The sequence below is a fragment of the Streptomyces apocyni genome, from assembly GCF_009739465.1.
GTDB classification, from domain to species: domain Bacteria; phylum Actinomycetota; class Actinomycetes; order Streptomycetales; family Streptomycetaceae; genus Streptomyces; species Streptomyces apocyni.
This window is the reverse complement of record NZ_WHOM01000039.1, coordinates 1-22,281: the sequence shown is the minus strand read 5'-3', so window position 1 is coordinate 22,281 and position 22,281 is coordinate 1. Positions and strand designations below refer to the sequence as shown.

Annotated in this window: 23 protein-coding genes; 9 read left to right on the top strand and 14 right to left on the bottom strand. The window is 70.8% G+C overall.

Annotation, left to right across the window (positions count from 1 at the left end):
- Positions 1-215: 215 nt before the first annotated feature.
- Together GCN81_RS06165 and GCN81_RS06160 are read left to right on the top strand one after the other, a co-directional pair.
- Positions 216-782: a PadR family transcriptional regulator gene (locus tag GCN81_RS06165; RefSeq protein WP_156722486.1), complete on the top strand. Its 567-nt coding sequence runs from the start codon at positions 216-218 to the stop codon at positions 780-782.
- A 31-nt stretch (positions 783-813) separates the two neighbouring features.
- Positions 814-1,044: a DUF2277 domain-containing protein gene (locus GCN81_RS06160; protein ID WP_156722485.1), complete on the top strand. Its 231-nt coding sequence runs from the start codon at positions 814-816 to the stop codon at positions 1,042-1,044.
- 29 nt (positions 1,045-1,073) lie between these two features.
- On the opposite strand, the gene GCN81_RS06155 is transcribed toward GCN81_RS06160, so the two are convergent.
- The 4 genes from GCN81_RS06155 to GCN81_RS06140 form a co-directional block, all read right to left on the bottom strand.
- Positions 1,074-1,697 (bottom strand): DedA family protein, encoded by a 624-nt coding sequence (locus tag GCN81_RS06155; protein WP_156722484.1) that lies wholly within the window; start codon positions 1,695-1,697, stop codon positions 1,074-1,076.
- 303 nt (positions 1,698-2,000) lie between these two features.
- On the bottom strand, positions 2,001-2,483 hold the full coding sequence (locus GCN81_RS06150) for a DoxX family protein (RefSeq protein ID WP_156722483.1): 483 nt from the start codon (positions 2,481-2,483) through the stop codon (positions 2,001-2,003).
- 261 nt (positions 2,484-2,744) lie between these two features.
- On the bottom strand, positions 2,745-4,457 hold the full coding sequence (locus tag GCN81_RS06145) for an alkaline phosphatase D family protein (protein WP_156722482.1): 1,713 nt from the start codon (positions 4,455-4,457) through the stop codon (positions 2,745-2,747).
- A 96-nt stretch (positions 4,458-4,553) separates the two neighbouring features.
- Positions 4,554-5,213 carry an HNH endonuclease family protein gene (locus GCN81_RS06140; RefSeq protein WP_156722481.1) on the bottom strand — a complete coding sequence of 220 codons (660 nt, stop codon included), beginning with the start codon at positions 5,211-5,213 and terminating at the stop codon, positions 4,554-4,556.
- A 410-nt stretch (positions 5,214-5,623) separates the two neighbouring features.
- Between GCN81_RS06140 and GCN81_RS06135 the strand changes: the two genes are divergently transcribed.
- Both GCN81_RS06135 and GCN81_RS06130 read left to right on the top strand, forming a co-directional pair.
- The gene (locus GCN81_RS06135; RefSeq protein ID WP_156722480.1) at positions 5,624-6,205 is read left to right on the top strand and encodes a TMEM165/GDT1 family protein; all 582 of its coding nucleotides are present in this window, start codon (positions 5,624-5,626) and stop codon (positions 6,203-6,205) included.
- A 145-nt stretch (positions 6,206-6,350) separates the two neighbouring features.
- Positions 6,351-7,025 (top strand): HAD-IA family hydrolase, encoded by a 675-nt coding sequence (locus GCN81_RS06130; RefSeq protein WP_156722479.1) that lies wholly within the window; start codon positions 6,351-6,353, stop codon positions 7,023-7,025.
- 32 nt (positions 7,026-7,057) lie between these two features.
- Here the strand turns inward: GCN81_RS06130 and GCN81_RS06125 are convergent, their stop codons facing one another.
- The 6 genes from GCN81_RS06125 to GCN81_RS06100 all read right to left on the bottom strand — a co-directional run bounded on the left by GCN81_RS06125 (position 7,058) and on the right by GCN81_RS06100 (position 13,373).
- Complete coding sequence (locus GCN81_RS06125) at positions 7,058-7,492, bottom strand: PIN domain-containing protein (RefSeq protein ID WP_156722478.1); 435 nt, start codon at positions 7,490-7,492, stop codon at positions 7,058-7,060.
- Positions 7,489-7,728 (bottom strand): ribbon-helix-helix domain-containing protein, encoded by a 240-nt coding sequence (locus tag GCN81_RS06120; protein ID WP_156722477.1) that lies wholly within the window; start codon positions 7,726-7,728, stop codon positions 7,489-7,491. Before GCN81_RS06120 ends, GCN81_RS06125 begins: the two co-directional genes overlap by 4 nt.
- A 36-nt stretch (positions 7,729-7,764) precedes the next feature.
- The gene (locus GCN81_RS06115; protein ID WP_156722476.1) at positions 7,765-8,901 is read right to left on the bottom strand and encodes a DUF6777 domain-containing protein; all 1,137 of its coding nucleotides are present in this window, start codon (positions 8,899-8,901) and stop codon (positions 7,765-7,767) included.
- 92 nt (positions 8,902-8,993) lie between these two features.
- Complete coding sequence (locus GCN81_RS31740; protein WP_231626405.1) at positions 8,994-10,373, bottom strand: serine/threonine-protein kinase; 1,380 nt, start codon at positions 10,371-10,373, stop codon at positions 8,994-8,996.
- Between the two features lie 204 nt (positions 10,374-10,577).
- The gene (locus GCN81_RS06105) at positions 10,578-12,617 is read right to left on the bottom strand and encodes a bifunctional glycosyltransferase 87/phosphatase PAP2 family protein (RefSeq protein WP_156722863.1); all 2,040 of its coding nucleotides are present in this window, start codon (positions 12,615-12,617) and stop codon (positions 10,578-10,580) included.
- A 354-nt stretch (positions 12,618-12,971) separates the two neighbouring features.
- Positions 12,972-13,373, bottom strand: a complete 402-nt coding sequence (locus GCN81_RS06100) for a hypothetical protein (protein WP_156722475.1) — start codon at positions 13,371-13,373, stop codon at positions 12,972-12,974.
- A gap of 168 nt (positions 13,374-13,541) precedes the next feature.
- On the opposite strand from GCN81_RS06100, the gene GCN81_RS06095 reads away from it, so the two are divergent.
- Both GCN81_RS06095 and GCN81_RS06090 read left to right on the top strand, forming a co-directional pair.
- On the top strand, positions 13,542-13,892 hold the full coding sequence (locus tag GCN81_RS06095; RefSeq protein WP_156722474.1) for an antibiotic biosynthesis monooxygenase family protein: 351 nt from the start codon (positions 13,542-13,544) through the stop codon (positions 13,890-13,892).
- 76 nt (positions 13,893-13,968) lie between these two features.
- Positions 13,969-14,475: a GNAT family N-acetyltransferase gene (locus GCN81_RS06090; RefSeq protein ID WP_156722473.1), complete on the top strand. Its 507-nt coding sequence runs from the start codon at positions 13,969-13,971 to the stop codon at positions 14,473-14,475.
- A 50-nt stretch (positions 14,476-14,525) separates the two neighbouring features.
- Here the strand turns inward: GCN81_RS06090 and GCN81_RS06085 are convergent, their stop codons facing one another.
- Positions 14,526-16,568, bottom strand: coding sequence for an MFS transporter (locus tag GCN81_RS06085; RefSeq protein WP_156722472.1), 2,043 nt, complete (start codon positions 16,566-16,568; stop codon positions 14,526-14,528).
- 191 nt (positions 16,569-16,759) lie between these two features.
- Here GCN81_RS06085 and GCN81_RS06080 point away from each other — a divergent pair, with 191 nt between their 5' ends.
- Positions 16,760-17,833, top strand: a complete 1,074-nt coding sequence (locus tag GCN81_RS06080; RefSeq protein ID WP_156722471.1) for a peptidoglycan-binding domain-containing protein — start codon at positions 16,760-16,762, stop codon at positions 17,831-17,833.
- A 126-nt stretch (positions 17,834-17,959) separates the two neighbouring features.
- On the opposite strand, the gene GCN81_RS06075 is transcribed toward GCN81_RS06080, so the two are convergent.
- Positions 17,960-19,207, bottom strand: coding sequence for a cytochrome P450 (locus GCN81_RS06075; protein ID WP_156722470.1), 1,248 nt, complete (start codon positions 19,205-19,207; stop codon positions 17,960-17,962).
- A gap of 206 nt (positions 19,208-19,413) precedes the next feature.
- Here GCN81_RS06075 and GCN81_RS06070 point away from each other — a divergent pair, with 206 nt between their 5' ends.
- Positions 19,414-20,583 carry a steroid 3-ketoacyl-CoA thiolase gene (locus GCN81_RS06070; RefSeq protein ID WP_156722469.1) on the top strand — a complete coding sequence of 390 codons (1,170 nt, stop codon included), beginning with the start codon at positions 19,414-19,416 and terminating at the stop codon, positions 20,581-20,583.
- Between the two features lie 48 nt (positions 20,584-20,631).
- Here GCN81_RS06070 and GCN81_RS06065 read toward each other — a convergent pair whose 3' ends face one another.
- The gene (locus GCN81_RS06065) at positions 20,632-20,841 is read right to left on the bottom strand and encodes a DUF397 domain-containing protein (RefSeq protein WP_156722468.1); all 210 of its coding nucleotides are present in this window, start codon (positions 20,839-20,841) and stop codon (positions 20,632-20,634) included.
- 1 nt (position 20,842) lies between these two features.
- Positions 20,843-21,649, bottom strand: coding sequence for a helix-turn-helix domain-containing protein (locus GCN81_RS06060; protein ID WP_231626404.1), 807 nt, complete (start codon positions 21,647-21,649; stop codon positions 20,843-20,845).
- Between GCN81_RS06060 and GCN81_RS06055 the strand changes: the two genes are divergently transcribed.
- On the top strand, positions 21,636-22,013 hold the full coding sequence (locus GCN81_RS06055) for a hypothetical protein (protein ID WP_197287516.1): 378 nt from the start codon (positions 21,636-21,638) through the stop codon (positions 22,011-22,013). The genes GCN81_RS06060 and GCN81_RS06055 overlap by 14 nt on opposite strands.
- Positions 22,014-22,281: the final 268 nt, after the last annotated feature.

Sequence of the window (22,281 nt, the reverse complement as noted above, 5' to 3'; positions counted from 1 at the left end):
CCGCGGCCCGCTGGGGGCTGACTTTCGTCGGCTGGGGTCGCAGACGGGGGAGTGCCAGCAACATGAGAGTTTAGGACAGCCGACGGGCCCAAATACGGGGTCTGCGGTGTCCTGAACTCTCATGTTGCTCCCCCGTCCCCGCTTGAGAGCTCAGCCGACGGCTTTGGGCTTTGGCCCGGGCTGGGGTGCCTCGGCTCGCGCTTAGGATGCGGGGCATGTCCCTCCCGCATGCGATCCTCACCGCCCTGCTGGAAAAGCCCTCGTCGGGGCTGGAGCTGACCCGCCGCTTCGACAAGTCGATCGGCTACTTCTGGTCGGCCACGCACCAGCAGATCTACCGCGAGCTGGGGAAACTGGAGGCCGCCGGGCTGATCCGCGCGCTGCCGCCGGTGCAGCCGACGCGGGGGCAGAAGAAGGAGTACGAGGTGCTGCCCGCCGGGCGCGAGGAACTGACCGCGTGGGTGGCCAGGACCGAGGAGCCCAAGCAGATCCGTGACCCGCTGCTGCTGCGGATGCGCGCGGCGGGTGTGGTGGGGCCGCAGGGGCTTGAGGCTGAGTTGCGCCGTCATCTGGATCTGCACCGGGCGCAGTTGGAGAAGTACACCGGCATCGAGGAGCGGCACTTCCCGGCGGTGCCGGACGAGGTCGAGGACCGGTTGCGGCATCTGGTGCTGCGCGGGGGCATCCAGCTGGAGACCTTCTGGGTCGCCTGGCTGATGGAGGCACTCGCGGCGGTCGAGCAGATGCCAGAGCAGATGCCGGAACAGGGCGCCGCCGGCTAGGCAGGCGGCACACAGGCGGCACACTGGAGGTATGTGCCGCAGTATCAAGACCCTCCGCCCGCCCGCGCTCCCCGAGGAGGCCACCGAGGACGAGATCCGCGCCGCCGCGTTGCAGTACGTACGGAAGGTGTCCGGGTTCCGCGCGCCCGCGGCCCACAACCGCGAGGTCTTTGACCGTGCGGTCGACGCCGTCGCCGACGCGACCCGCGAGCTGCTGCAGGACCTGGAGGTCAGGGGCGGCACCACCACGGCCAAGCGCTGACCGAACGCGCCGAACAGGCCAGACAAGCCCTAGTCGGCCGCCGTAACCGGGCGCCGTCGCATCAGGTACGCCGCCCCCGAGCCCGCCGCGACCAGTGCGAGCAGTGAGACGCCCGTGGCCAGCCAGGTCGCGCCGAGCCACTGGCCGCCGAGGTACCCCATCCCGACGCTGTACCCCGCCCAGATCACGCCCGCCAGGACGGACCATGGGAGGAACTCCCGCACCGTGCGGTGTGCCGCTCCCGAGCCCAGCGAGACCACCGAACGGCCCGCCGGGGCGAAGCGCGCGATGATGACGAGGAAGCCGCCACCGCGTGCGAGGGCCGCGCCGAGTCGTTCCTGCGCGGCGTTGAGGCGGCGGGAGCGGGCGATGACACGGTCAAAGCGGTCGCCGCCGCGCCGGGCGAGCCGGTACGCGACGAGGTCGCCCAGTACGGACGCGGTCGCGGCGCACAGGCCGAGCGCGAGGATGTCGGGGACCTCCTGGGCGGACACCCGCCCCGCGGCGCCGGTACCGGCGGCCGCCGCGGTGGCCGCGGTGATCACCAGGAAGCCGCTCGGCAGCACCGGCAGAAACACGTCGAAGAGGATGGAAACCGCCACGATGGCGTAGATCCATGGGCTGCCGGTCAGCGTCCCCAAACTCTCGAGCACCCGTTGACTCCCCGATTGTCTTTAGTGCAACGCCTCTAGTCGCAGGGAGCGTCCGGGGCGGCCTGGTGGTCAGCCATGCAGCGTACGCCCACAGGTGCGGCTGTGGTTCATGGGGGTCAGGTGACTGCCACCGGATGTTTACCTGACCGCCTGCTCTGGCGTTTTCCTGACGGCGCGCTCTGGGGAGGGAGGCGCCGGGAATATCCCTGCACGGGAGGGGGGAGGGGGAGGGGAGCAGATGGTGGCCTGAGTCGTCCCGTGCCGCGAACGGGTGGCACGGGACGACGCGTTGGGGGTCCTGCGTCAGCGGGACGCGCGTACCGCCTCCGGGGACCCGGCATCCGAGGTTCCGCCCGTGACACCCGACGCGCTCCCGGACGTCGCGCCAGCGCGCGAGAACAGCCGGTCCAGGCCGAGCGCCCCGGACCCGGTGAAGACCAGCAGCAGGAACGCCCAGCAGAACATCGCCGAGGCCTCGCCGCCGTTCTGCAGTGGCCACAGCGCCGTCGGCTGGTGGACGTCGAAGTACGCGTACGCCATCGAGCCGGAGGAGATGAACGCGGCGGCGCGGGTGCCGAGGCCGAGCATCACCAGGCCACCGCCGACGAGTTGGATGACTGCCGCGTACCAGCCGGGCCAGCTGCCGGTCTCGACGGTGCCGCCGCCCATCGCGCCGCCGAGCACACCGAAGAGCGAGGCGGCGCCGTGGCAGGCGAAGAGCAGTCCGACGACGATCCGGAAGAGGCCTATGGCGTACGGCTGGGTGCTGTTGAGGCGTTCGATCATGGTGGGACTCCTTCGGTGGTGGGGACGGGAACCGGCCAGCGGTCCGCAGGCTAAGCAGTCGTCATTGACGCTCGGTCGAGGCGCACGAACAAGCCACGGATTCCCTCGGCTTCGGGGGTGCGGGTGCGGGTGCCGGTGTGCGAGTGCGGGTGCGAGTGCGGGGAAACCGATCGGGGCTACACGTTAGGCAGCCCTAAGCATTACTTGCAAGTTCAACATTCCGTTTGGGCAGGAACCTGTCAAGGGGTGAGGGGGGAGCCCTCAACGTCGCTTGGCGATGGCCAGTTCTGCCACCGTCCGCAGTCGCGCGCGCCCGCCCCGCACCGACCGCGACGCCCGCTCCAGGCGCAACGTCGCGCCCCGTCCGCGCAGGGTGAGCGTCATCAACTGGTTGCCGAACCACGGGCCGCCCGTCCGGCGCCAGTCGACGGCGGCCGGTTTGGTGCGCCCATGCCGGGCGAAGCGCCGCCCCAGCGCCCGCCCCGCTCGGCTCCAGCCGAAGCGGAAGCCGAGCCGGATCACGGCCGGGATGGAGTTGTGCAGCGGGGAACAGGTCAGCTGGAGTACGCGCGCGGCGGGCCCGGTGCCGTCGCGCCAGACGGGCTCCGCGATGTAGGCGTGGTGCACGTCACCGGACAGCACGCAGACCGACGCCGGTGGCCGTGCGCCGCCGCCCGCCTCGGCGATCAGCCCGGTGAGCGCGTCGAACGACGCGGGGAACGCGGGCCAGTGCTCCAGATCGGCCCGTCTGCGCAGATTCTCGGCGAACCGCGCCCAGCGCCCGCCCCGTTCGCCTCGCGTCAGCGCGGCGCTCCATGCCTCGGCGTCGTGGACCAGGTGCGGCAGCAGCCAGGGCAGCGAGGTGCCGATCAGCAGATGGTCGTACGAGCCGGGGCCACCGTCCAGCGCCTGCTCGCGCAGCCACCGCTCCTCGGCCGGGTCCAGCATCGCGCGCCGGGACTCCTCCAGTACGCGGCCGACGCGGGTGTCGACCATCAGCAGCCGCGTCCGTCCGAGGTCGCGGCGGTAGCTCCAGCGGCTGCTTTCGGGCGCGTGCGCGGACGCGGCGGCGAAGGCGCGCAGCGCCTCGGTGCCGTCCGGGGTCGCGCGCACGGCCGCGTACAGCGGGTCGGTGGCCAGTTCGTCCGGCGGGAGGTTGCCCAGGTGCTGGTACACCCAGTACGACATCAGGCCGCTCACCACCCGCTCGTGCCACCAGGGCGTGGTCCGCATCTCGGCCAGCCAGGCCGCGCTGGTGTGCCAGTCGTCGATCACGTCATGGTCGTCGAAGATGAGACAACTGGGCACGGTGGAGAGGAGCCAGCGCACCTCGGGGTCACGCCAGGACTCGTCGTACAGCGCGCAGTACTCGTCGTAGTCCGCGACCTGAGCGCCCGGTGGTTCCCGCAGGTCGCGGCGGGCGGCGAGTCTGCGGCGGGTCACCCGCGACACCTTGTCCGCGTACACCTGGTCGCCGAGGAGCACCAGGAGGTCCGGCCGTTCGGCGTCCGGCTCGGTGGACAGGCGTACGGCCAGGGTGTCCAGCGCGTCGGGGCCCATGGGGTCCCAGCGGCCGGTGGGGGAGACCGCCCAGCGGCACGATCCGAAGGAGATCCGCAGCTCGTCGGTGGAGGCGAGGGTGGTCGGGGTGGTCGGGGTGGTGGGGGTGAGGGTGGTGGGGTGGGCGGGGGTGCGGATCGTGGACGGGGGGAAGTCGGCCAGCGCGGGGTCGTTCAGCGGCCAGACGCGGCGGCCGTCGAGCAGCACCTCGTAGGCGGTCTCGGTGTCCGGGGTCAGGCCGGTGACCGGGATCAGCGCGTAGTGGTGGCCGCCGATCTGGAACGTACGGGACTCGCCGCCCGCCCCGTCCGCACAGCGCACCGTGGCGGTGCACGGCCGTCCCGCCTCGACCCAGACGGTCGCGGCCCCCTGGTCGACGTACCTCAGCAGCGGTCCCAGGCGCAGCCGGGCCATGGTGACCTCCCTCCTCCGTCGCCCCGTACGGTACGGAACGCCGGAGGAGGGGGGCGCGGTTCCCATCAGGTCGTCACCGCGTCAATACGGTGGGTGTCAGCAGCCGTTGAGCGTCGACTGAAGGGCGCTCTTCTCGGCGGAGTCCACGCGCAGGTTCCAGTGGTACTTGGTGTGTACCCACATCCGGGCGTACAGGCAGTGGTACGCGGTGCGCGGCGGCATCCACTCGGCCGGGTCCTTGTCGCCCTTGGACTGGTTGACGTTGTCGGTGACGGCGATCAGCTGCGGGCGGGTCAGGTCGTTGGCGAACTGCTTCCGCTTGCTGGTGGTCCAGCCGCTCGCGCCGGAGCGCCAGGCCTCGGCGAGTGGCACCATGTGGTCGATGTCGACGTCGGACGCGGCGTACCAGGTGGCGCCGTCGAACGCGGAGTACCAGCGGCCGCTGACCGCCGAGCAGTTGTCGGCCTGCACGACGTTCGTGCCGTCCCGCTCGAGGACGACCTCGCGGGTGTTGCAGTTGCCGTACTGGGCGCTCCAGTGCGGGAAGAGGCTACGGCTGTAGCCGGACATCGATCCCTCGGCGCGCACGGTGAGCGAGGCGAGGTAGCTGCGGGCGGTGGCCGCGCTGACCGGGGTGGGGGGTGCGGCCTGGGCGGGCGGGCCGGTGAGGAGGGCGATCGCCGAGATGAGTCCGACGAGCGCGGCGAGCACGCTGATACGACGGGGTATGGGTCGACGCGCGTAGCTCTCTGACACGGTGAACTCCCTGTTGGTGGGGGAACGTTGGCCGTCCGGGCAGGGCAATGCTGGCGCTCGTGGGTTTCTGTGAGGTGAGCGCTGAGTGTCAGGGTCGCGTCAAGTTGATTGCGCAAACAAGGGGTCGGTCGCGGCTTTCTCCCGGGCGGCGAGGCCGGGTGCGTCGCGTACACTTGGCCGCGCAGAAGGGGAGTAGCTCTTCGCCGGACCGTCGACATACTGCCGGGCTCTTGAGCCTGGCCGGCGCCCGGAGCGGACCACGGTCCGCCAGCGAGACCTTCGGCAAGCAGTGCGACGCCCCTCGGCCGGGATGGCCCAGGGGTTCCCAGGTACCCCCTGCGCGCTGCCATGCCGAGGCGTCGCGCGCAGCAACTCTCGGTAGGGCGGCACGCTCGACCGATAGAGGAATCTTGATCAGCTTCAGTGTGACGGCGCTGGTGTTCGGTGTCGTTTTTCTGGCCGAGCTCCCGGACAAGACCGCCCTCGCGGGCCTCGTTCTCGGCACCCGCTACCGCGCGTCGTACGTCTTCGCCGGTGTCGCCGCCGCCTTCGCGGTGCATGTCGCGCTCGCCATCGCGGCGGGCAGCGTACTGACCCTGCTGCCGAACCGGCTCGTCGCGGCGCTGACCGGTGTGCTGTTCCTGGCCGGTGCGGCGATGCTGCTGCTCAAGCGGGACGAGACGGAGGAAGAGGTGCGTCAGCCCGCCAACCAGGGCTTCTGGAAGGTCTCGGGTGCGGGCTTCATGCTCATCCTGATCGCCGAGTTCGGTGACCTCACGCAGATCATGACGGCGAACCTCGCGGCCCGCTACGACGATCCGGTCTCGGTCGGTCTTGGCGCGGTTCTCGCCCTGTGGACGGTCGCTGGAATCGGCATCCTGGGCGGTCGTGCGCTGATGAAGCGGGTGCCGCTGCGGCTGATCACCAAGGTCGCGGCCGTGGTGATGCTGGCGCTCGCGGGGCTCAGTCTGTTCGAGGCCGTCGGTCCGTGAGTGAGCCGTGTCGGTCCGTGAGGGGGCGGTCGGTGGCGCTTTGGGGATTTGTTTTGTATCGTGGAGGAACAAAGTGGCTTCGCCCGTATTCCCTGACCGGCGGGCGAGGCCGCTTGTTTTCTCTTCCTCCCTCTGGAGTTTGCCGATGACGGCCACCACCGCCACCGTTCTGACCGCCCGCGCCCTGCTGCTGGACATGGACGGAACGCTCGTCAACTCCGACGCCGTGGTGGAGCGCTGCTGGCGCCGATGGGCACAGCGGCACGGGCTCGACTTCCCCGAGGTCATCAAGGTCGTCCACGGCCGTCAGGGCTACGCGTCGATGGCCGTACTCCTGCCCGACCGGCCCATGGCGGAGAACCACGCCGAGAACCGCGAGATGCTCGCGGAGGAGACCGCCGACGTCGAGGGCGTGGTCCCGATCGGCGGCGCGCCCGCGTTCCTGGCGGCCATCGCCGACCTGCCGCACGCGCTGGTGACCTCAGCGGACGCGGCCCTGGCCCAGGCGCGGATGGACGCCGCCGGACTGCCGATGCCGTACGTCAGGATCACCGCGGAGTCCGTCGGCGCCAGCAAGCCGGACCCGGAGGGCTTCCTCAAGGGCGCGGCCGAACTGGGCGTCGACCCGGCCGACTGTGTCGTCTTCGAGGACTCCCAGGCGGGCATCGAGGCGGGGCTCGCGGCCGGGATGCGGGTCGTCGGGATCGGGCCGCGGGCGGCGGCGTACGGGCCGACGGTGCAGGTCGAGGACCTTACCCGGGTGCGGGTCGAGGTGGCCGGTGAGGCCGGTGACGGCGGGCTGCGGCTGCGGGTCGGTTGAGAGGGATCACTGCCGGGCGGCTGGCCCCGCCCTCACAGGTCGTCGGGCAGGACCCGGAAGGCCTTGTGTTCGGTGAGGGGCAGGACAGTCTGGAAGTCCCTGCGATCGAGGGTGAGGATCGCGTCGGTCTCGTACTGCTCCGCCAGCGCCACGTTGACCGCGTCCGCCAGGTCCAGCGACAGTCCGGCGTACCTGGACTGCACCTGCTGTGCCCGCTGGAGGAGCTCGGGCTCGATGGCGGCGATCGCGAAGTCACCCCGCGCCGCCGCGCCCACGACGTCCTCCAGCATCTGCCGTGCGCGGACTTCGCCGAGCTCGCGCCGCCCGACATGGTCGAGCTCGGCGAGCACCAGCGGTGAGAACACTGTGAGCCCGGCCTCGTCCAGCACCCGGTAGGCAGGGGCGCTGAGGGGGTGGGCGGTGTCGAACGCGGCTAACGTCCCGGAGGTGCCGGCGATGACGATCAACTTTCGGCACCCATCGTGTCGCGTACGACCTCGTCCGCCCGGTCCGCGAGGGTCGCGTCACCGCTGTTGAAGCGCCGAAGGCCGAGCGGCCGCTCACGGCGACGGTGGCGGAGGGCTGCCAGGTGCAGCGCCTCACGGATGATCTCGGCTTCGCTTATGCCCTGACGGGCGGCGGCGGCCTTGATCGTGGCCAGGTCGTCGGCATCGGCGTACACCGTCGTCCGCTTCATCGTCATGCACGTATGCTACATCCGGCATACGTGGCTGGCGTTCTAGCTGCTGAGCGGGGGCGTCTCGTCTGAGGTGGGGGACGGGGGCCGGGAGGAGGAGGGGGTGGGAAGCTGCTCCGGGGCTGATGAGTCGGGGGAGTCCGTGGGGGTGTTGGCCGCTGGTGGGTCGGGTTGGCCGCCTGGCGATGCGCCGCCTGACTTTTCGCCTCCGCCTTCGCTTACGCCTCCGCCTCCGCCTCCGCCTCCGCCTTCCCGTTCCCGTTCCTCTTCCCTTTCCTCCTTCTCTTCGCCTTCCCTTGCCCCTTCTGCTGGGTCGGGGGTGGGCGTCACGGGCTCCGTGGTGCCGGGCTTTGTTGAGGGGGCTTCCTGGGGTCGCTTCTCGGTGGGCGGTGCGATCGTCGTCGGCGTGCTGTCCTCTTCCCCGTCCGTGCCCACCGGGCGGTCGACGGCCTCGGTCGGCTTGTGGGGATCGACCAGGGTCAATTCCTCTACCGGGCCCTGCTCTTCGGGCCGTGGCTCCACCGTGGCGACCCGGTCCTTGGCGAACTCCTTCCAGGGTGTGCCCTCGTAGGAGGCGCGGTGATCGACCTTCTTGGTGGTGGGCTGGAGGGGGTTGCCGCAGTTGCACTTCACCGCTGGCCGGGCGTAGGCGTCCACGAGGATCGCCACTCCTGCCTGGAGTACTGACAGGTAGGTGGAGGTCTTGCCCTTGCCCAGATAGCTGTGGTTGCGCACCACTGTGTCCCGTACGAGCACCACAGGTGTGAGTCCGTCGATGTGCGGGCGGATGTCGGCGGGGTCTATGCCGCGCAGGCGTGCCCAGGTGTCGGCGAGTTGGGGGTCGCTGTCCAGGCCCTTGAGGAGGCGCTGCTTGTCACACTGGTCGGGTCGACCGGTGCGGCCGAAGGTGCCGGGGCTGTCGCCTGCCCGGCTGCCGCCGCCCAGCTGGGTTGATGACACGCCGTCCGTGTCGGTGTCCGGCACACTGACGAACGGCCCTGGGCCGCTGTCGCCGGTGGCCTCCAGGCGAACGCCTGTGCCGTCTCCGCGCGCGTCGTTGGGTGCGTCGCCGCCCGCGTAGACGTACCAGCCGATCGCGCTCACCAGGATCACGATCGCCGCGAGCAGCGACCCGATGGTGATCTGGTCACGGCGTGGCACGGTGCTGCGTGGTCCCATGGCCTGGTCTCCCCCCGAAGGCGGCTGAATCCGCCGCCCGCTCTTGCCTGTTCCCGCTGTTCCTGGCGGTGTGCGCCCGTTCTGGCCCGCTCTCAGTCCTCGCAGGGCAGCCAGCCGCCCTCGCAGTCACCGCCCGTGTAATCCGGTGTCTCCCCGGCGCCCGTCGAATCACCGGACGCGCCGGGCCCCTTCGGCTCGTCCCCGGTGTCGCTGGGGTTCGCCGCAGGGCTGCTCTGGTCCGCGCCCGGCCGGTTGCCGTTGCCGGTCTGCTGGTTCAGTACGGCGGCCGCGGTGCCCGCGCCGATGGCGAGCACCACCGCGAGGGCCACGGCCAGCATGGTCAATCGCCGCCTGCGCGGCGGTGGTTCGCCGTGCCGCGGCCCGGTGCTCGGCGTGCGCAGCGCGCTGGGCGTGGACGACGTGCCTGAGGTGCCCGACGTGCTCGATCTAGGTGGCGGTGGCCCGTACGCGCCCCTCGGACCCGCCGAGGGCAGCGCTCCTGAGGGCAGCGGTCCCGGTGGCGGCGGTCCCGGTGGCGGCGGGGCGGGCGCGGGCGGGACCGATGTCCGCGACGTCCGCGGCGTTCGCGGCGTCTGAGGCATGGCCGAGCGCGTCGTTGGCTGTGCCGTGGCGCCCGGCCGGGTCCGGGAGATGACCGTCGCCGGATGCGCCACCGCCCGCAGCAGCCGCTCCAACTCCGCGTGACCGGGGCGCGCCGCCGGGTCCTTACGGAGGAGCGCCGCCAGCACCGGGGCCAGCGCCCCGGCCCGTACCGGCGGCGGCACCGCCTCGGTGGCGACCGCCTGCAGCGTGCTCAGCGCGGTCGTTCGCCGGAAGGGTGAGCGGCCCTCGACCATGACGTACAGCGTCACGCCAAGCGACCACAGATCGCTGGCGGGCTCGGCGGGCCTGCCGCACACCCGCTCGGGCGGCAGGTACTCGGGTGAGCCGACGATCTCGTACGCCTGGGTGAGCTGGGCCGAGCCGTGGATCTGGGCGATACCGAAGTCGGTGAGCACCACCCGGCCGCCGCTCTCCTCGACCAGGATGTTGCCGGGCTTCACATCGCGGTGCAGTACGCCCACGTCATGCGCGCAGCGCAGGGCGCCCAGGACGGCGAGCCCCACGTCGGCCGCGTGCGCGGGATGCACCGCGCCGTGCTCCTGGAGGGTGTCCTGGAGGGAGCGGCCGCGGATCAGCTCCATGACGATCCAGGGCCGGTCGAGGCACTCCACGATGTCGTGCACGGTCGTCACCTGCGGATGGGTGATCTGCGCCGCGGCCCGGGCCTCCTTCCGGAGCCGCTCGTAGAGGCGCCGTACGCCGTCCTCGGGCAGGTGGTCCGGTGCCTTCACTTCCTTCACCGCGACCTCGCGGTGCAGCAGCTCGTCGACGGCACGCCAGACGACCCCCATCCCGCCCGCGCCCAGCTGTTCCAGGAGTCGGTAGCGGCCCACGAGCAGGGACGGCACGGCTGTTTCCGGTGGGTCTGGTGTTGGCCCTGAAATGGACGTTGACCTGCGGATTTCCATGCTGTACGCCCCCTCCCGCAGCCCGTCTCACGGTGGCATCCGTCCGACAGTCAGACAAGACGGAGCGGGGGGAGCGGCCGGTTCCCGGCGGGGCCGGGGTGTGGTGGTGCGGAGGCTCGCGCTCCGCACCGGCGTACGCCCGGCTTACGTTGAGGTGCGGTCTGGCACGCCGGGTGAATCGCCGACCTGCTGTGGCAGCCGCACCTTGGCCTCAGCTGGTTCGGCTGGTTCGGCCTGTCCAGCTCGTCCAGCTCGTCCAGCTCGTCCAGCTTGTTCAGCCTGCTCGGAGTGCTTCGCCCGAGGCCCGAACAACACGTACACCAACCCGAAGCCCGCGCCGACGACAGCCGCGCCCCCCACCGCGTCCAGCACCCAGTGGTTGCCCGTGCCGACGATCGCGGCGAGGGTCAGCGCCGGATGCAGCAGGCCGAGCAGCTTCATCCACAGCTTCGGCGCCAGGATGACGATGGCGACCCCGCACCACAACGACCAGCCGAAGTGCAGCGAGGGCATCGCGGCGTACTGGTTGGTGACGCTGGTCAGCGTCCCGTAGTCCGGCTTGGTGAAGTCCTGCACACCGTGCACCGTGTCCACGAAGCCGAGGTCCGGCATCAGGCGCGGCGGGGCCAGCGGGTACAGCCAGAAGCCGAGCAGCGCGAGCACCGTGGCGAAGCCGAGCGCGCTGCGGGCCCAGCGGAAGTCGCCGGGGCGGCGGGCGTACAGGACGCCGAGCACGGTCAGCGGCACCACGAAGTGGAACGACGTGTAGTAGAAGTTGAGGAACGACTCAAGCCACGGGGTGTCCACCGTGACCCGGTTGAACCAGTGCTCGATGTCGATGAACAGCGTCTGCTCGATCGAGTGGATCTGACTGCCGTGCTCCTCGGCCGTGGAGCGGCTGCCCGCGGCCAGGATGCGGGTCTGCTGGTAGATCGAGTAACCGACGCGGATCAGCAGCAGTTCGAGGAGCAGGTTCGGGCGGCTGAGTGCCCGCCGCCAGAACGGCACCAGCGGCACCCACTTCCACCGGCCTGGGACGCGCGTCTCGTACGCGGTGGGCTCCGGCGTCTGGAAGTACGGCGACGTACGCGCCAGGAACGGCAGCACACAGGCGGCGGCGAGCGCCGCGAGGAGGAGCGCGTTGTCCCGGATCGGGTGGGCGAAGCCCATGTCCGGGAGCATCATCTTGGCGGGCAGCGTCATCGTGATGACGATCGCGATCGGCCAGACCAGCCGGTCCGACGCCCGCTTGCCGATCCGCCCGACCACCGCGAGCAGCACCCACAGCAGCTGGTGCTGCCAGGCCGTCGGGGAGACCGCCACGGCGACACAGCCGGTCACCGCGACCGCGAGCAGCAGCTGACCGTCGCGGGCGTAGCGCACCGCGCGACGCAGTCCGACCACCGCGACGGCTACCGCGAGGGTGACGAACAGAGCGATCTCCAGGGGCCCCTGGAGGCCGAAGCGGAGCAGCGCGCCGTGCAGCGACTGGTTGGCGACGCTGTCCGGGTTGTTGCCCAGACCGGTGCCCGCGAGCTGGCGCACCCAGTACGTCCATGAGTCCTGCGGCAGCGCGGCCCAGGCCAGCGCCGTAGCGGCCGCGAAGGTCGCACCGGTGGACAGCGCGGCCCGGCGGCGCCCGGTGAACCAGAGCAGCGGCACGAAGAGCAGCACCGTGGGTTGCAGGGCGGCGCCGATGCCGATCAGGACGCCGGACGCGCGTTCGCCACGTACCGCGAAGCAGCCGAGGAGGACCAGCAGCACCGGGATGATGCTGGTCTGGCCGAGGTGCAGCGTGTTGCGCACCGGCAGCGAGAGCATCAGCAGGCAGATCGCGACGGGCGCGGCGAGTACGGACGTACGCCGGGACACCGGGGTGGGCAGGGCGCGCGCCGCGACCAGCCCCAGCACGACGACGAGGAGCAGAGTCCCGAACGTCCAGGCGACGCCGAGTGCCTGCTCGGCGGCGCGGGTCAGGGGTTTGAGCGCGAGCCCGGCGAACGGCGTACCGGAGAACGAGTCCGTGTCGTAGAGCGAGCCGTTCACCCGCAGTACGCCCTCCGGGCCGACCCAGGTCTCCAGCTCGGTGAGGCGCTCGCCCTTCGGGCTGCCCAGCACGACCACGAGCTGCCGCGCCGCCAGTACGGCGGCGGCTAGCCAGAGTGCTGCCCTGGTGGCCCCCATCTTGGTGGTCAGGCCGACTGCCCCGAGGGCGCCCCTCAGCCCGCTCTGCTCCGCATTCGCCACGCCTCTTCGGCCCTCCGCCTGAATCTGACCGGGCTGGCCTGACCGCGTTGGCCGGACCGTCGTCCCGTCACCGGGCACTCCCCGGATACTAAGGGGCGCCCGATGCCCCTCCGCACAGACGCAGGCAACCCCGCCTTCACCTGCCTGTCCACCGGCATTGACCGGCTTTTTATGCGGAGGGCTTGGCTCGGCGTGGGGTTGCGTCGCGAGGGCGCGACAAACATCACAGGTGGCGGGAGCGCGAACGCGCGCCCCCTACGCCCCCCAGGCCCCCTACGCCCCCCAGGCCCCCTACGACCCCGGCACCTCGTGGTAGAAGCCCACGTTCACGCTGCGTGGCCCGGTCCTGTCCTGGATGACCACCTCACCGGACGCGCCCACCGGGAGGGCCGTGCTCCCGCCGTACGAGAGGGGCAGCGCCGTCCCGCCGAGCACCACCCGCACCTCGGACGCGGGGTCGGGATGCGAGCCCCGCAGCCAGGTGACGGTCCAGGCCCCGCTGGGGCCGCACTGGAACTCCAGGTGCGCCCGCGACACGAACAGCCAGTCATCGGGGGCCGTCAGTCGGCACACGCTCCGGTCCCGCCCCACCCGCAGCACGGCGCCGGGAGCACTTGGCTCGTCGGCCATCACCATGCCCGCCGTCGCACCCGCGTCGGCCTCCGACACCGTGGCCATGGTCAGCTCCAGCACGTACGCTCCCTCGTCGTCTGATGGGCCATCGTCTACGTTGGTGGACGCGCCGCCGCATGATAAGTGGCCGGAGCATCCCACGAAGTGACGCATCGCACAGCACCGCCCGGCCGCCGTACCGCCCGGCCGCCGCGCAGCTCCGCGCGGCCGTGCGCGAGGATGGACCCCATGAGCATCGTGAAGATCAACGTCCTGACCGTGCCGGAAGAGCAGCGCGAGATCCTGGAGAAGCGCTTCGCGTCGCGCGCCGGGACCGTGGAGAGCTCCGACGGCTTCGAGTGGTTCGAGCTGCTGCGTCCCATCGAGGGCACCGACCAGTACCTGGTCTACACGCGCTGGCGCGACGAGGCCGCCTTCCAGGCGTGGATGGAGGGCCCCATGAAGGCGGCCCACCAGGGCGGCGGTCAGGGCGGCGCCGAGAGTGGAGGCGAGGGCGGCGAGCGGCCCAAGCCCGCCGCGTCCGGGTCCACGGTCTGGTCCTTCGAGGTCGTCCAGCAGGCCGCGCCCAAGAAGGACTGACCACCGGCCACTGACCAAGGACTGACGTCGTAATTCGGTTGCGGCCCGTCCCGGGCGGGCCGCGACAATCTTCCCCATGACCACCTGGACCATCGCACCCGAAGACGTCGACTCCGCCGACGCGGCCGCCCTGTGGGCCGCGTACTACACCGAGGTCAGCGACCGCTGGTTCGAGCGCGAGTACGGGCCGGGGCACTCGACGCCCGCCGACGAACTGGAGCGCGAGATCGCCGCAGAGACCGGCGCCGACCTCGCGCCGCCGAACGGCGCCCTGCTCATCGCCCGGTACGACGGCGAGGCGGCCGGGTGCGCCGGGGTGCGGCTGATCGACGTACGGACGGCCGAGCTCAAGCGGGTGTTCGTCCGCAAGGAGATGCGAGGCAAGGGCGCGGGCCGGGTCCTGATACCGGCCGTCGAGGACGTGGCCCGGGCCCTCGGCGCGGAGCGCGCGGTGCTGGACACCCGGCTCGACCTGATCGAGGCGCGCACCCTGTACAGCCGGCACGGGTACCGCGAGATCCCCGCGTACAACGACGGCGAGGACAACCCGTACGCCGAGATCTGGTACGGCAAGGACCTGTAAGCGTCCACGCCCGACACCGCACCGCCCCGCACCGCCCCCACAGAGCTCCCTCAGCCATGCAGGGCGTGGTCCCCCGGTGGGCCGTCGTGGGGGCCCTCCTCGTCCGAGCCGTTCAGCTCGGCGCTCAGCTCCTCGACCAGCTTGACCAGGTCGGTGGGGCGGCCGGGCCCCCACCAGTCGCCGAGCAGTTCGGCGAGTGACTCCTCGCGGGCCTTGCCCAGCTTCCTGGCCGCCTCCCGCCCTTGGTCGGTCAGGAACAGCTCAACGCCCCGACGTTCGGCGAGGTGCCGCTCCTCCACCTGACGGGCCGCGGCCGTCACGACCCCCAGCGGCACGGTGGTGTCCTCGGCCAGCTTGCCCGGCTCCAGCGAGCCGTCCCGGTCCATCCGCAGCACCATCCAACTGGCCGCGGGCAGCAGGTCGTAGCCCGCCTTCGCGCCGGTCTTCACATAGACGTCGCGGCGGCCCTCACGGGTGCCGAGGACTGACAGGGCGCGCAGCACCTCGTCCCGCGACGACCGTTCGACGGGGTTGCTGGCCAGCGTCTCGCTCAGATCCGGCGCGGTGACGGCGGTCCGCAGCTTGTCCTCGCGCAGCAGCCAGGCCAGCACGAACGCGATCAGGACGACCGGGGCCGCGTACAGGAAGACGTCGGTGATCGCCGTCGCGTACGCGTGCACGGCGGGGGGCTGTAGCGCGGGCGGCAGCTCGGCGATGGCCTGCGGGTCCGCCTCCAGCGTCGGTACGGTCGTCGGCGGCAGGTCCTGGCCAGCGAAGGCGGCGCGCAGCTTGTCGTCGAGCCGGTTGGTGAAGATGGTGCCGAAGATCGCGACGCCGAACGAGGCACCGATGGACCGGAAGAACGTCGCCCCTGATGTGGCCACACCCAGGTCCTCGTACGGGACCGCGTTCTGCACGACGAGCACCAGCACCTGCATGACCAGCCCGAGCCCGAGGCCGAAGACGAAGAAGAAGGCGCTGATCGCGAGGTCGGAGCTGTCCTCGGTCATCTGGTGAAGCAGCACCAGGCCCACCGCCGTGACCGCGGTGCCGGTGATGGGGAACACCTTCCAACGGCCGGTACGACTGACGACCTGGCCGGACCCGACCGACGACAGCAGCATGCCGAGCACCATCGGCAGCATGTGCACACCCGACATGGTCGGCGAGACACCCTGCACGACCTGGAGGAACGTCGGCAGATAGGTCATCGCGCCGAACATCGCGAAGCCGACGATGAAGCTGATCACCGCAGCGAGCACGAAAGTACGGATACGGAACAGCTTCAGCGGCAGAACCGGCTCGGCCGCCCGCCGCTCGACGGCGACGAAGACGACCAGCAGTACCGCCCCCAGCGCCGCCAGCCCGACGATCTGCGCCGAGCCCCAGCCCCAGGTGCTCCCGCCGAGCGAGGCGACCAGCACCAGACAGGTGGCCACCGAGGCGATCAGGAAGGTGCCGAGGTAGTCGATGGTGTGCTTGGACGGGCGAGCCGGGATGTGCAGCACCGCGGCGATCACAGCGAGGGCGATCACGCCGATCGGCAGGTTGATGTAGAAGACCCAGCGCCAGCTCAGATGGTCCACGAAGAGCCCGCCGAGCAGCGGCCCCAGCACGCTCGACGCGCCGAAGACGGCGCCGAAGAGCCCCTGGTACTTACCGCGTTCGCGCGGCGGGACGATATCGCCGACGATGGCCATCGACAACACCATCAGACCGCCGCCGCCCAGGCCCTGTAGCGCGCGGAACCCGATGAGCTGCGGCATGTTCTGCGCGACGCCGCAGAGCGCCGAGCCGATCAGGAAGATCACGATCGCGATCTGGAAGAGCTTCTTGCGGCCGTACTGGTCACCCAGCTTGCCCCACAGTGGCGTCGCGGCGGTCGAGGCCAGCAGATACGCCGTGACCACCCAGGACAGGTGCTGCATCCCGCCGAGTTCGCTGACGATCGTCGGCAGGGCGGTCGACACGATGGTCTGGTCGAGCGCCGCGAGCAGCATGCCGAGCAGCAGCGCACCGATCGACACCAGGACGGTGCGCCGTGGGTGTTCCGTCTCCGGCGCGGCCGCCTGGTCGCTCGCTTCCTGGGCCATCGACGCCTCCCTGAGGCCTCCGCGGACCCGCCTGGGTACGCGCTGGGTCCTCTTCCACCTTCCATCCTGGGCGGTGTGCCCGCTTATGGCCTGTCGAGTACCGCCGGGCACGTGCCCGTTGGGGGAGGCGCTGTGGACCGCCGCGTTCCGGTCTGGATAATCGCTGGGAACTCAAGGGAGGGACCCGGACAGTGAGCGGACGACAGTGTCCCGATTGCGGTACGCCCAGCGGTACGGGGCAGTCACCGGCCTGCGCCTGTACGGGTCTCGCCGAGGGGGCCATACCCCCGGCCGGGAACCCTCCGGCCGATGACCCCGCGGGCTACGACCCGCTGCGGATACGCCCGTACGTGAAGCTGCCCGAGCCCTCGGAGCCGCCGCCCCCGGACTCCGGGGCTGGTCCGTACGTGGCCGGGGGCGTGGTGGGCCCGGACGGGGTCGTGGACCATGGCGGCCCGGCACCGGGGCCCGGCGCCGACTCCGGCGTCCCTGAGAGGCCGGAAGCGGGCGGCGCCGACGGGCAGGGGGATGGCGACCCGTACGGGCCGGACGTCACCGCGGCATACGAGCTCGGGGAGGCCGGGGACGCTGGGGAGACGCATGGGCGCGGGCGGCGGCCGGGTGCGCGCGGGCGGCGTACCGGGCTGCTCGCGGTCGCCGGTGGCGTCGTCGCCGTACTGGCGGTCACCGGGGTGGCGAGCGGTCTGTTCTCCTCGGACTCCGAGGAGAACGCATCGGACCGGGTCCGGCCCGACCAGGCGAGCAGCGCCGCGGTGACGCTTGCCCCGAGCGGGCCACCCGCGACCGACTCGGCGTCGGCGTCGGCGTCCGCTTCCGCGTCCGCTTCGGCTTCGGCGACCGAGTCCGTGGCGGCTTCCGGGTCGGCGGACGCGACGTCGGAGCCGTCCGCGTCCTCGTCGACGGACGCCGACGAGGACGCGGCGCCCTCCGCCTCCGCCTCCTCTGCGCTGCCCGTGGGCAATGCCTCGCCCAAGGCCTCCACCACCGCTTCGGACACCCCCGACCAGGATCAGGACCAGGAGCCGACCGTGCTGCGTCGCGGTGACAGGGGCCCCGAGGTCGAGGAGTTGCAGCGGCGGCTGCGTCAGGTGGCGCTGTACCTCGACCGGCCGCACGGCAACTTCCACCAGCCCACCGAGGACGCGGTACGCACGTACCAGCTCACCCGCCAGATCAAGGGCGACCCCGGGGGCGTCTACGGCCCGGCCACCCGCGCCGCGCTGGAGGGCGAGACCGAGGAGTGAGGGGGAGGGAGGCAGGGGCGGGCGTAGGGGGAGCCCCTGCCTCCCTGTCGAGGGGGCGGAACACGAGGTCAGGCGCGCGCTCAGGGCGCGTTCAAGCGGGCGCTCAAACGGGCGCTCAGGTCGCTTTCAGGCGCGTGTGACGCGGAGTTCCTTGATGCCGTTCAGCCAGGACGCGCGCAGACGGCGCGGGTCGGCGGAGGTCAGCCGCAGGTCAGGCAGTGCGTCCGCGAGCGCGTCGAAGATCAGGTCGATCTCCTTGATGGCCAGCGACTTGCCCAGGCAGAAGTGCGGCCCGCCGCCACCGAAGCCGAGGTGCGGGTTCGGGTCGCGGGTGATGTCGAAGGTCTCGGGGGAGTCGAAGACGGCGGTGTCGTTGTTGGCGGACGAGTAGAACAGCCCGACCCGGTCGCCCTTCCTGACCCGTACGCCGCCTATCTCGGTGTCCTCGGTGGCGGTCCGCTGGAAGGCGGTCACCGGGGTCGCCCAGCGCACGATCTCCTCGGCGGCGGTCGCCGGCCGCTCCCGCTTGTAGAGCTCCCACTGGTCGGGGTGGGTCAGGAACGCGTGCATGCCATGGCTGATGGCGTTACGGGTGGTCTCGTTCCCCGCGACCGCGAGGAGCAGGACGAAGAACCCGAACTCGTCCGACGACAGGTTCCCTTCGCCCTCTGCGGCGACCAACTGGCTGACGATGTCCTTGGCCGGGCACTTCTTGCGGTCGGCGGCCATGTTCATGGCGTACCCGATGAGCTCCATGGCCGCGTTGGCGCCGACCTCTTCGGTGATCGCGTACTCCGGGTCGTCGTACGCGACCATCTTGTTCGACCAGTCGAAGATCCGGGCCCGGTCCTCCTGCGGGACGCCGATCAACTCGGCGATGGCCTGGAGGGGCAGCTCTACCGCGATCTGGGTGACGAAGTCGAAGTCGCCGTCCGGCCCAGCGGCCTGTGTCGCCTCCTCGACGATCCGCGCGGCCCGCGCGCGCAGGGCGGCCTCCAGGTTGCGGATGGCGCGCGGGGTGAAGCCGCGTTGCACGATCTGCCGGACCCGGGTGTGCTCGGGAGGGTCCATGTTCAGCATGATCAGCCGCTGGGCGTCGATCTGTTCGCGGCCGATGTGCTCGTTGAAGCGAATGACGGCGGTGTTGGTGGTGGAGGAGAAGAGCTCCGGGTGCGTGGAGACGTACTTGACGTCCTCGTGCCGGGTGACGGCCCAGTACCCTTCGTCGTCGAATCCGGTGACGCCTCGCCGCTGCGGGCACCACCACACCGGGGCGGTCTTCCGCAGCTCCGCGAACTCGGGGTGGGGTACGCGGGTTTGGAGCAGATCGGGGTCGGTGGCGTCGAACCCTTCGGGCAGCGCGGGGCAGGACATGGGCAACTCCAGTGTCTGACGGCCCATCAGAAGTTGCCCGCAAGGTAGTAACGGGTTCTACAACTGGCAAGGGCCGCGGCGGCATCTGTTGCGCAGGTCGTGCGTGCAAGACCCTTGCGGCGACCGGCGGGCACCCGAGAAACTGCCAGGAGAACTAGAACGCGTACTAGTTACTGACGGCTCGGCTCGTTCAAAGGGGAGTTGTGGTGGCTGCGGAACCCGTCATCGTGGAAGCTGTACGCACCCCCATCGGCAAGCGGGGTGGCGCACTCGCCAACCTCCATCCGGCCTACCTCCTCGGCGAGACGTACCGCGAGCTCCTGGCCCGTACCGCCATCCACGCCGACTGCGTCGAGCAGATCGTCGGCGGTACGGTCACGCACGCGGGCGAGCAGTCCATGAACCCCGCGCGCAACGCGTGGCTCGCCATGGGCCTTCCGTACGAGACCGCCGCGACCACCGTCGACTGCCAGTGCGGATCGTCCCAGCAGGCCAGCCACATGGTGGCCAACATGGTGGCGGGCGGAGTGATCGACATCGGGATCAGTTGCGGCGTGGAGGCCATGTCCCGGGTACCGCTGGGCAGCGGCTCGAAGCACGGCCCCGGCAAACCCTTCCCCGACGAGTGGAACGTCGACCTCCCCAACCAGTTCGAGGCCGCCGAACGTATCGCCCGCCGCCGCGGCCTCACCCGCGAGAACGTCGACTCGCTGGGCCTGATCTCCCAGGAGCGCGCCGCGACAGCCTGGGCCGAGGAGCGCTTCAAGCGCGAGACCTTCGCCGTCCAGGTGCCCACCACGGAGGAGGAGCAGCGCGCGGGCCAGGGCATGTGGCGCCTGGTCGACCACGACGAGGGCCTGCGCGACACCTCGATGGAGGCGTTGGCGGGCCTGAAGCCGGTCATGCCCACCGCGGTCCACACCGCGGGCAACTCCTCCCAGATCTCGGACGGCGCGGCGGCCATCATGTGGGCCTCCAAGCGCATGGCCCGCGCCCTCAAGCTGAAGCCCCGCGCCCGCATCGTCGCCCAGGCCCTGGTCGGCGCGGACCCGCACTACCACCTGGACGGTCCGATCGACGCGACCCGAGCGGTGCTCGGCAAGGCCGGAATGTCGCTGAAGGACATCGACCTGGTCGAGATCAACGAGGCCTTCGCGTCGGTCGTCCTGAGCTGGGCCCAGGTCTTCGACCAGGACCTGGCGAAGGTGAACGTGAACGGCGGCGGCATCGCCCTCGGCCACCCGGTAGGCGCGACGGGCGCCCGCCTCATCACCACGGCGCTGCACGAACTGGAGCGCAGAGACAAGGAGTTCGCGCTCATCACGATGTGCGCGGGCGGCGCGCTCGCGACGGGGACGATCATTCAGCGGTTGTAGGCGGCGTTGGCTGCGGTGAGCGCGGCGGCCGTGGCAAGCGCGGGCTTGTCAGTGGCGCGTCGCGTGGGCGCGGGCGTGGGTGACGAAGGTCGCCCAGGCGTGCTTGGTGATGGCCAGGTGCCCGATGGTGGTGTCTTTGGAGTCGCGGACGCCGACGGTTGTGCCGAGGTTGGCGACCTCGACGCAGACGCCGCTGTCGTCCCCGCTGTAGGACGACTTGAACCAGTCGGCTGCGGCTGCGCTGTGCTCGTGTTTCATGTCAGACCTCTCCTGACAGGCGCTTCATGATGGTTGGGGTCTCGTCAGGCCCGAGGGCGTTCGCCCGGAGCTCGTCGAACCTGCGGTTGAACAGCCATACGTCGGCCTCTTTGTCGATGACCGCTGAGGCGCCCCATGCGGTGTCGGACTCCACCACGGTGGGCAGTGGCTTCTCCATCTCCATGACGAGGAAGTTGTGGCTCGTCTTGTAGCCGGTAGACCTCCTTGGCAGGACCTGGATTCGCACGTTGTCCCGGCGGCTCATCTCCGCGAGGTACTCGTACTGCTCCCGCATCACGTCGGCCGAGCCGATGACTCGCAGCAGCATCGCCTCATCCATGACACACCACAACTGCGTGGGGTTGTCCTCGCGCGTGATGATCTCCTTGCGGGCAGTGCGCAGCCGGATGGCGTGCTCCACGAACGCGGTGGTCCGCTCGTCCACCGGCTTGGCCGTCTCGAACATCGCCCGCATGTAGCCCTCGGCCTGGAGCAGCCCGAACACCACGGTCGGCTGCCACGCGCGAATGTACGTTGCGGAACCCTCCAGGCCCAGGAAGCTGGGCATGCCGGACGGCATGATGTTGCGGTAGGGAGCCCACCACTCACGGCTCAACGAGTTGCGGTGCAGGTCGAGTATGAACTCGACGTCGCTCTCGTCCGCTACTCCGTAGCGGTTGAGTAGCCACTGCACGTCGGAGGACTTGGACATCCCGGACATGCCCTTCTCGACCTTCGAGAGCTGCCCTTCCGAACACCCCAGCTCCCTCGCTACCTCGGCCAGTGTGAGACCGGTGCGCTCTCGCAACCTGCGTAGCTCCAAGCCGAGCTGCACTCGTCGCACCGTTGCCCCGGCCATCGGCCCGCGTGACACCCCCGCCAGCTGGCGCGCCGAGATGGCCGACGCCCACCTCCCGAAGACCGGCGCGGCCGTCGTGTGCTTCGGCTCGCCGGAGCAGACCGAGCTCCCACACGGGCAGCCCCGCACCGCCGACTCCCTCGTCGCGACACTCGCAACGCGCGCGGGGATGCTGGTCATGCCCGAACAGGAACAAGAAGTCACACAGCACCGAATCCGCTCCTTCCTCGCAACCAGTCCGGAAACCGCCCACGGCGAGTTCACCCTCCCGATGCTGACCGCCGCACTGCGCGCCCGCCGACTGAACCGGTAGCGGGGGTGGGGGTGGGGCGGGGCTGCGTTGTGGTGGGCCAGTACTGGAGGGTTGCCGGTGGCCGCCCGGTTCGTCGGATGGTGGCGGGTCCGGGCCGGGTGTAAAGGGCGCTCCCTTTGGTCGCGTCGGCTTCGCCGATTGCGCTTCGCTTCACCCTTGACACCCGTCCCGGACCCGCGAGGGCGAGGTACACCGGGCGGCCCAAAAGCGGGGCAGCGGGAGGGGTGGGGGAGGGGCGGGTGTTTGCGTGCCGGGTGCGGATTGGTTG

Coding starts and splice junctions, on each gene's coding strand:
- GCN81_RS06165 (WP_156722486.1), top strand. CDS start 216: ATGTCCCTCCCGCATGCGATCCTCACCGCCCTGCTGGAAAAGCCCTCG.
- GCN81_RS06160 (WP_156722485.1), top strand. CDS start 814: ATGTGCCGCAGTATCAAGACCCTCCGCCCGCCCGCGCTCCCCGAGGAG.
- GCN81_RS06150 (WP_156722483.1), bottom strand. CDS start 2,483: ATGATCGAACGCCTCAACAGCACCCAGCCGTACGCCATAGGCCTCTTC.
- GCN81_RS06145 (WP_156722482.1), bottom strand. CDS start 4,457: ATGGCCCGGCTGCGCCTGGGACCGCTGCTGAGGTACGTCGACCAGGGG.
- GCN81_RS06130 (WP_156722479.1), top strand. CDS start 6,351: ATGACGGCCACCACCGCCACCGTTCTGACCGCCCGCGCCCTGCTGCTG.
- GCN81_RS06120 (WP_156722477.1), bottom strand. CDS start 7,728: ATGACGATGAAGCGGACGACGGTGTACGCCGATGCCGACGACCTGGCC.
- GCN81_RS06115 (WP_156722476.1), bottom strand. CDS start 8,901: ATGGGACCACGCAGCACCGTGCCACGCCGTGACCAGATCACCATCGGG.
- GCN81_RS06105 (WP_156722863.1), bottom strand. CDS start 12,617: ATGGGGGCCACCAGGGCAGCACTCTGGCTAGCCGCCGCCGTACTGGCG.
- GCN81_RS06095 (WP_156722474.1), top strand. CDS start 13,542: ATGAGCATCGTGAAGATCAACGTCCTGACCGTGCCGGAAGAGCAGCGC.
- GCN81_RS06090 (WP_156722473.1), top strand. CDS start 13,969: ATGACCACCTGGACCATCGCACCCGAAGACGTCGACTCCGCCGACGCG.
- GCN81_RS06085 (WP_156722472.1), bottom strand. CDS start 16,568: ATGGCCCAGGAAGCGAGCGACCAGGCGGCCGCGCCGGAGACGGAACAC.
- GCN81_RS06075 (WP_156722470.1), bottom strand. CDS start 19,207: ATGTCCTGCCCCGCGCTGCCCGAAGGGTTCGACGCCACCGACCCCGAT.
- GCN81_RS06065 (WP_156722468.1), bottom strand. CDS start 20,841: ATGAAACACGAGCACAGCGCAGCCGCAGCCGACTGGTTCAAGTCGTCC.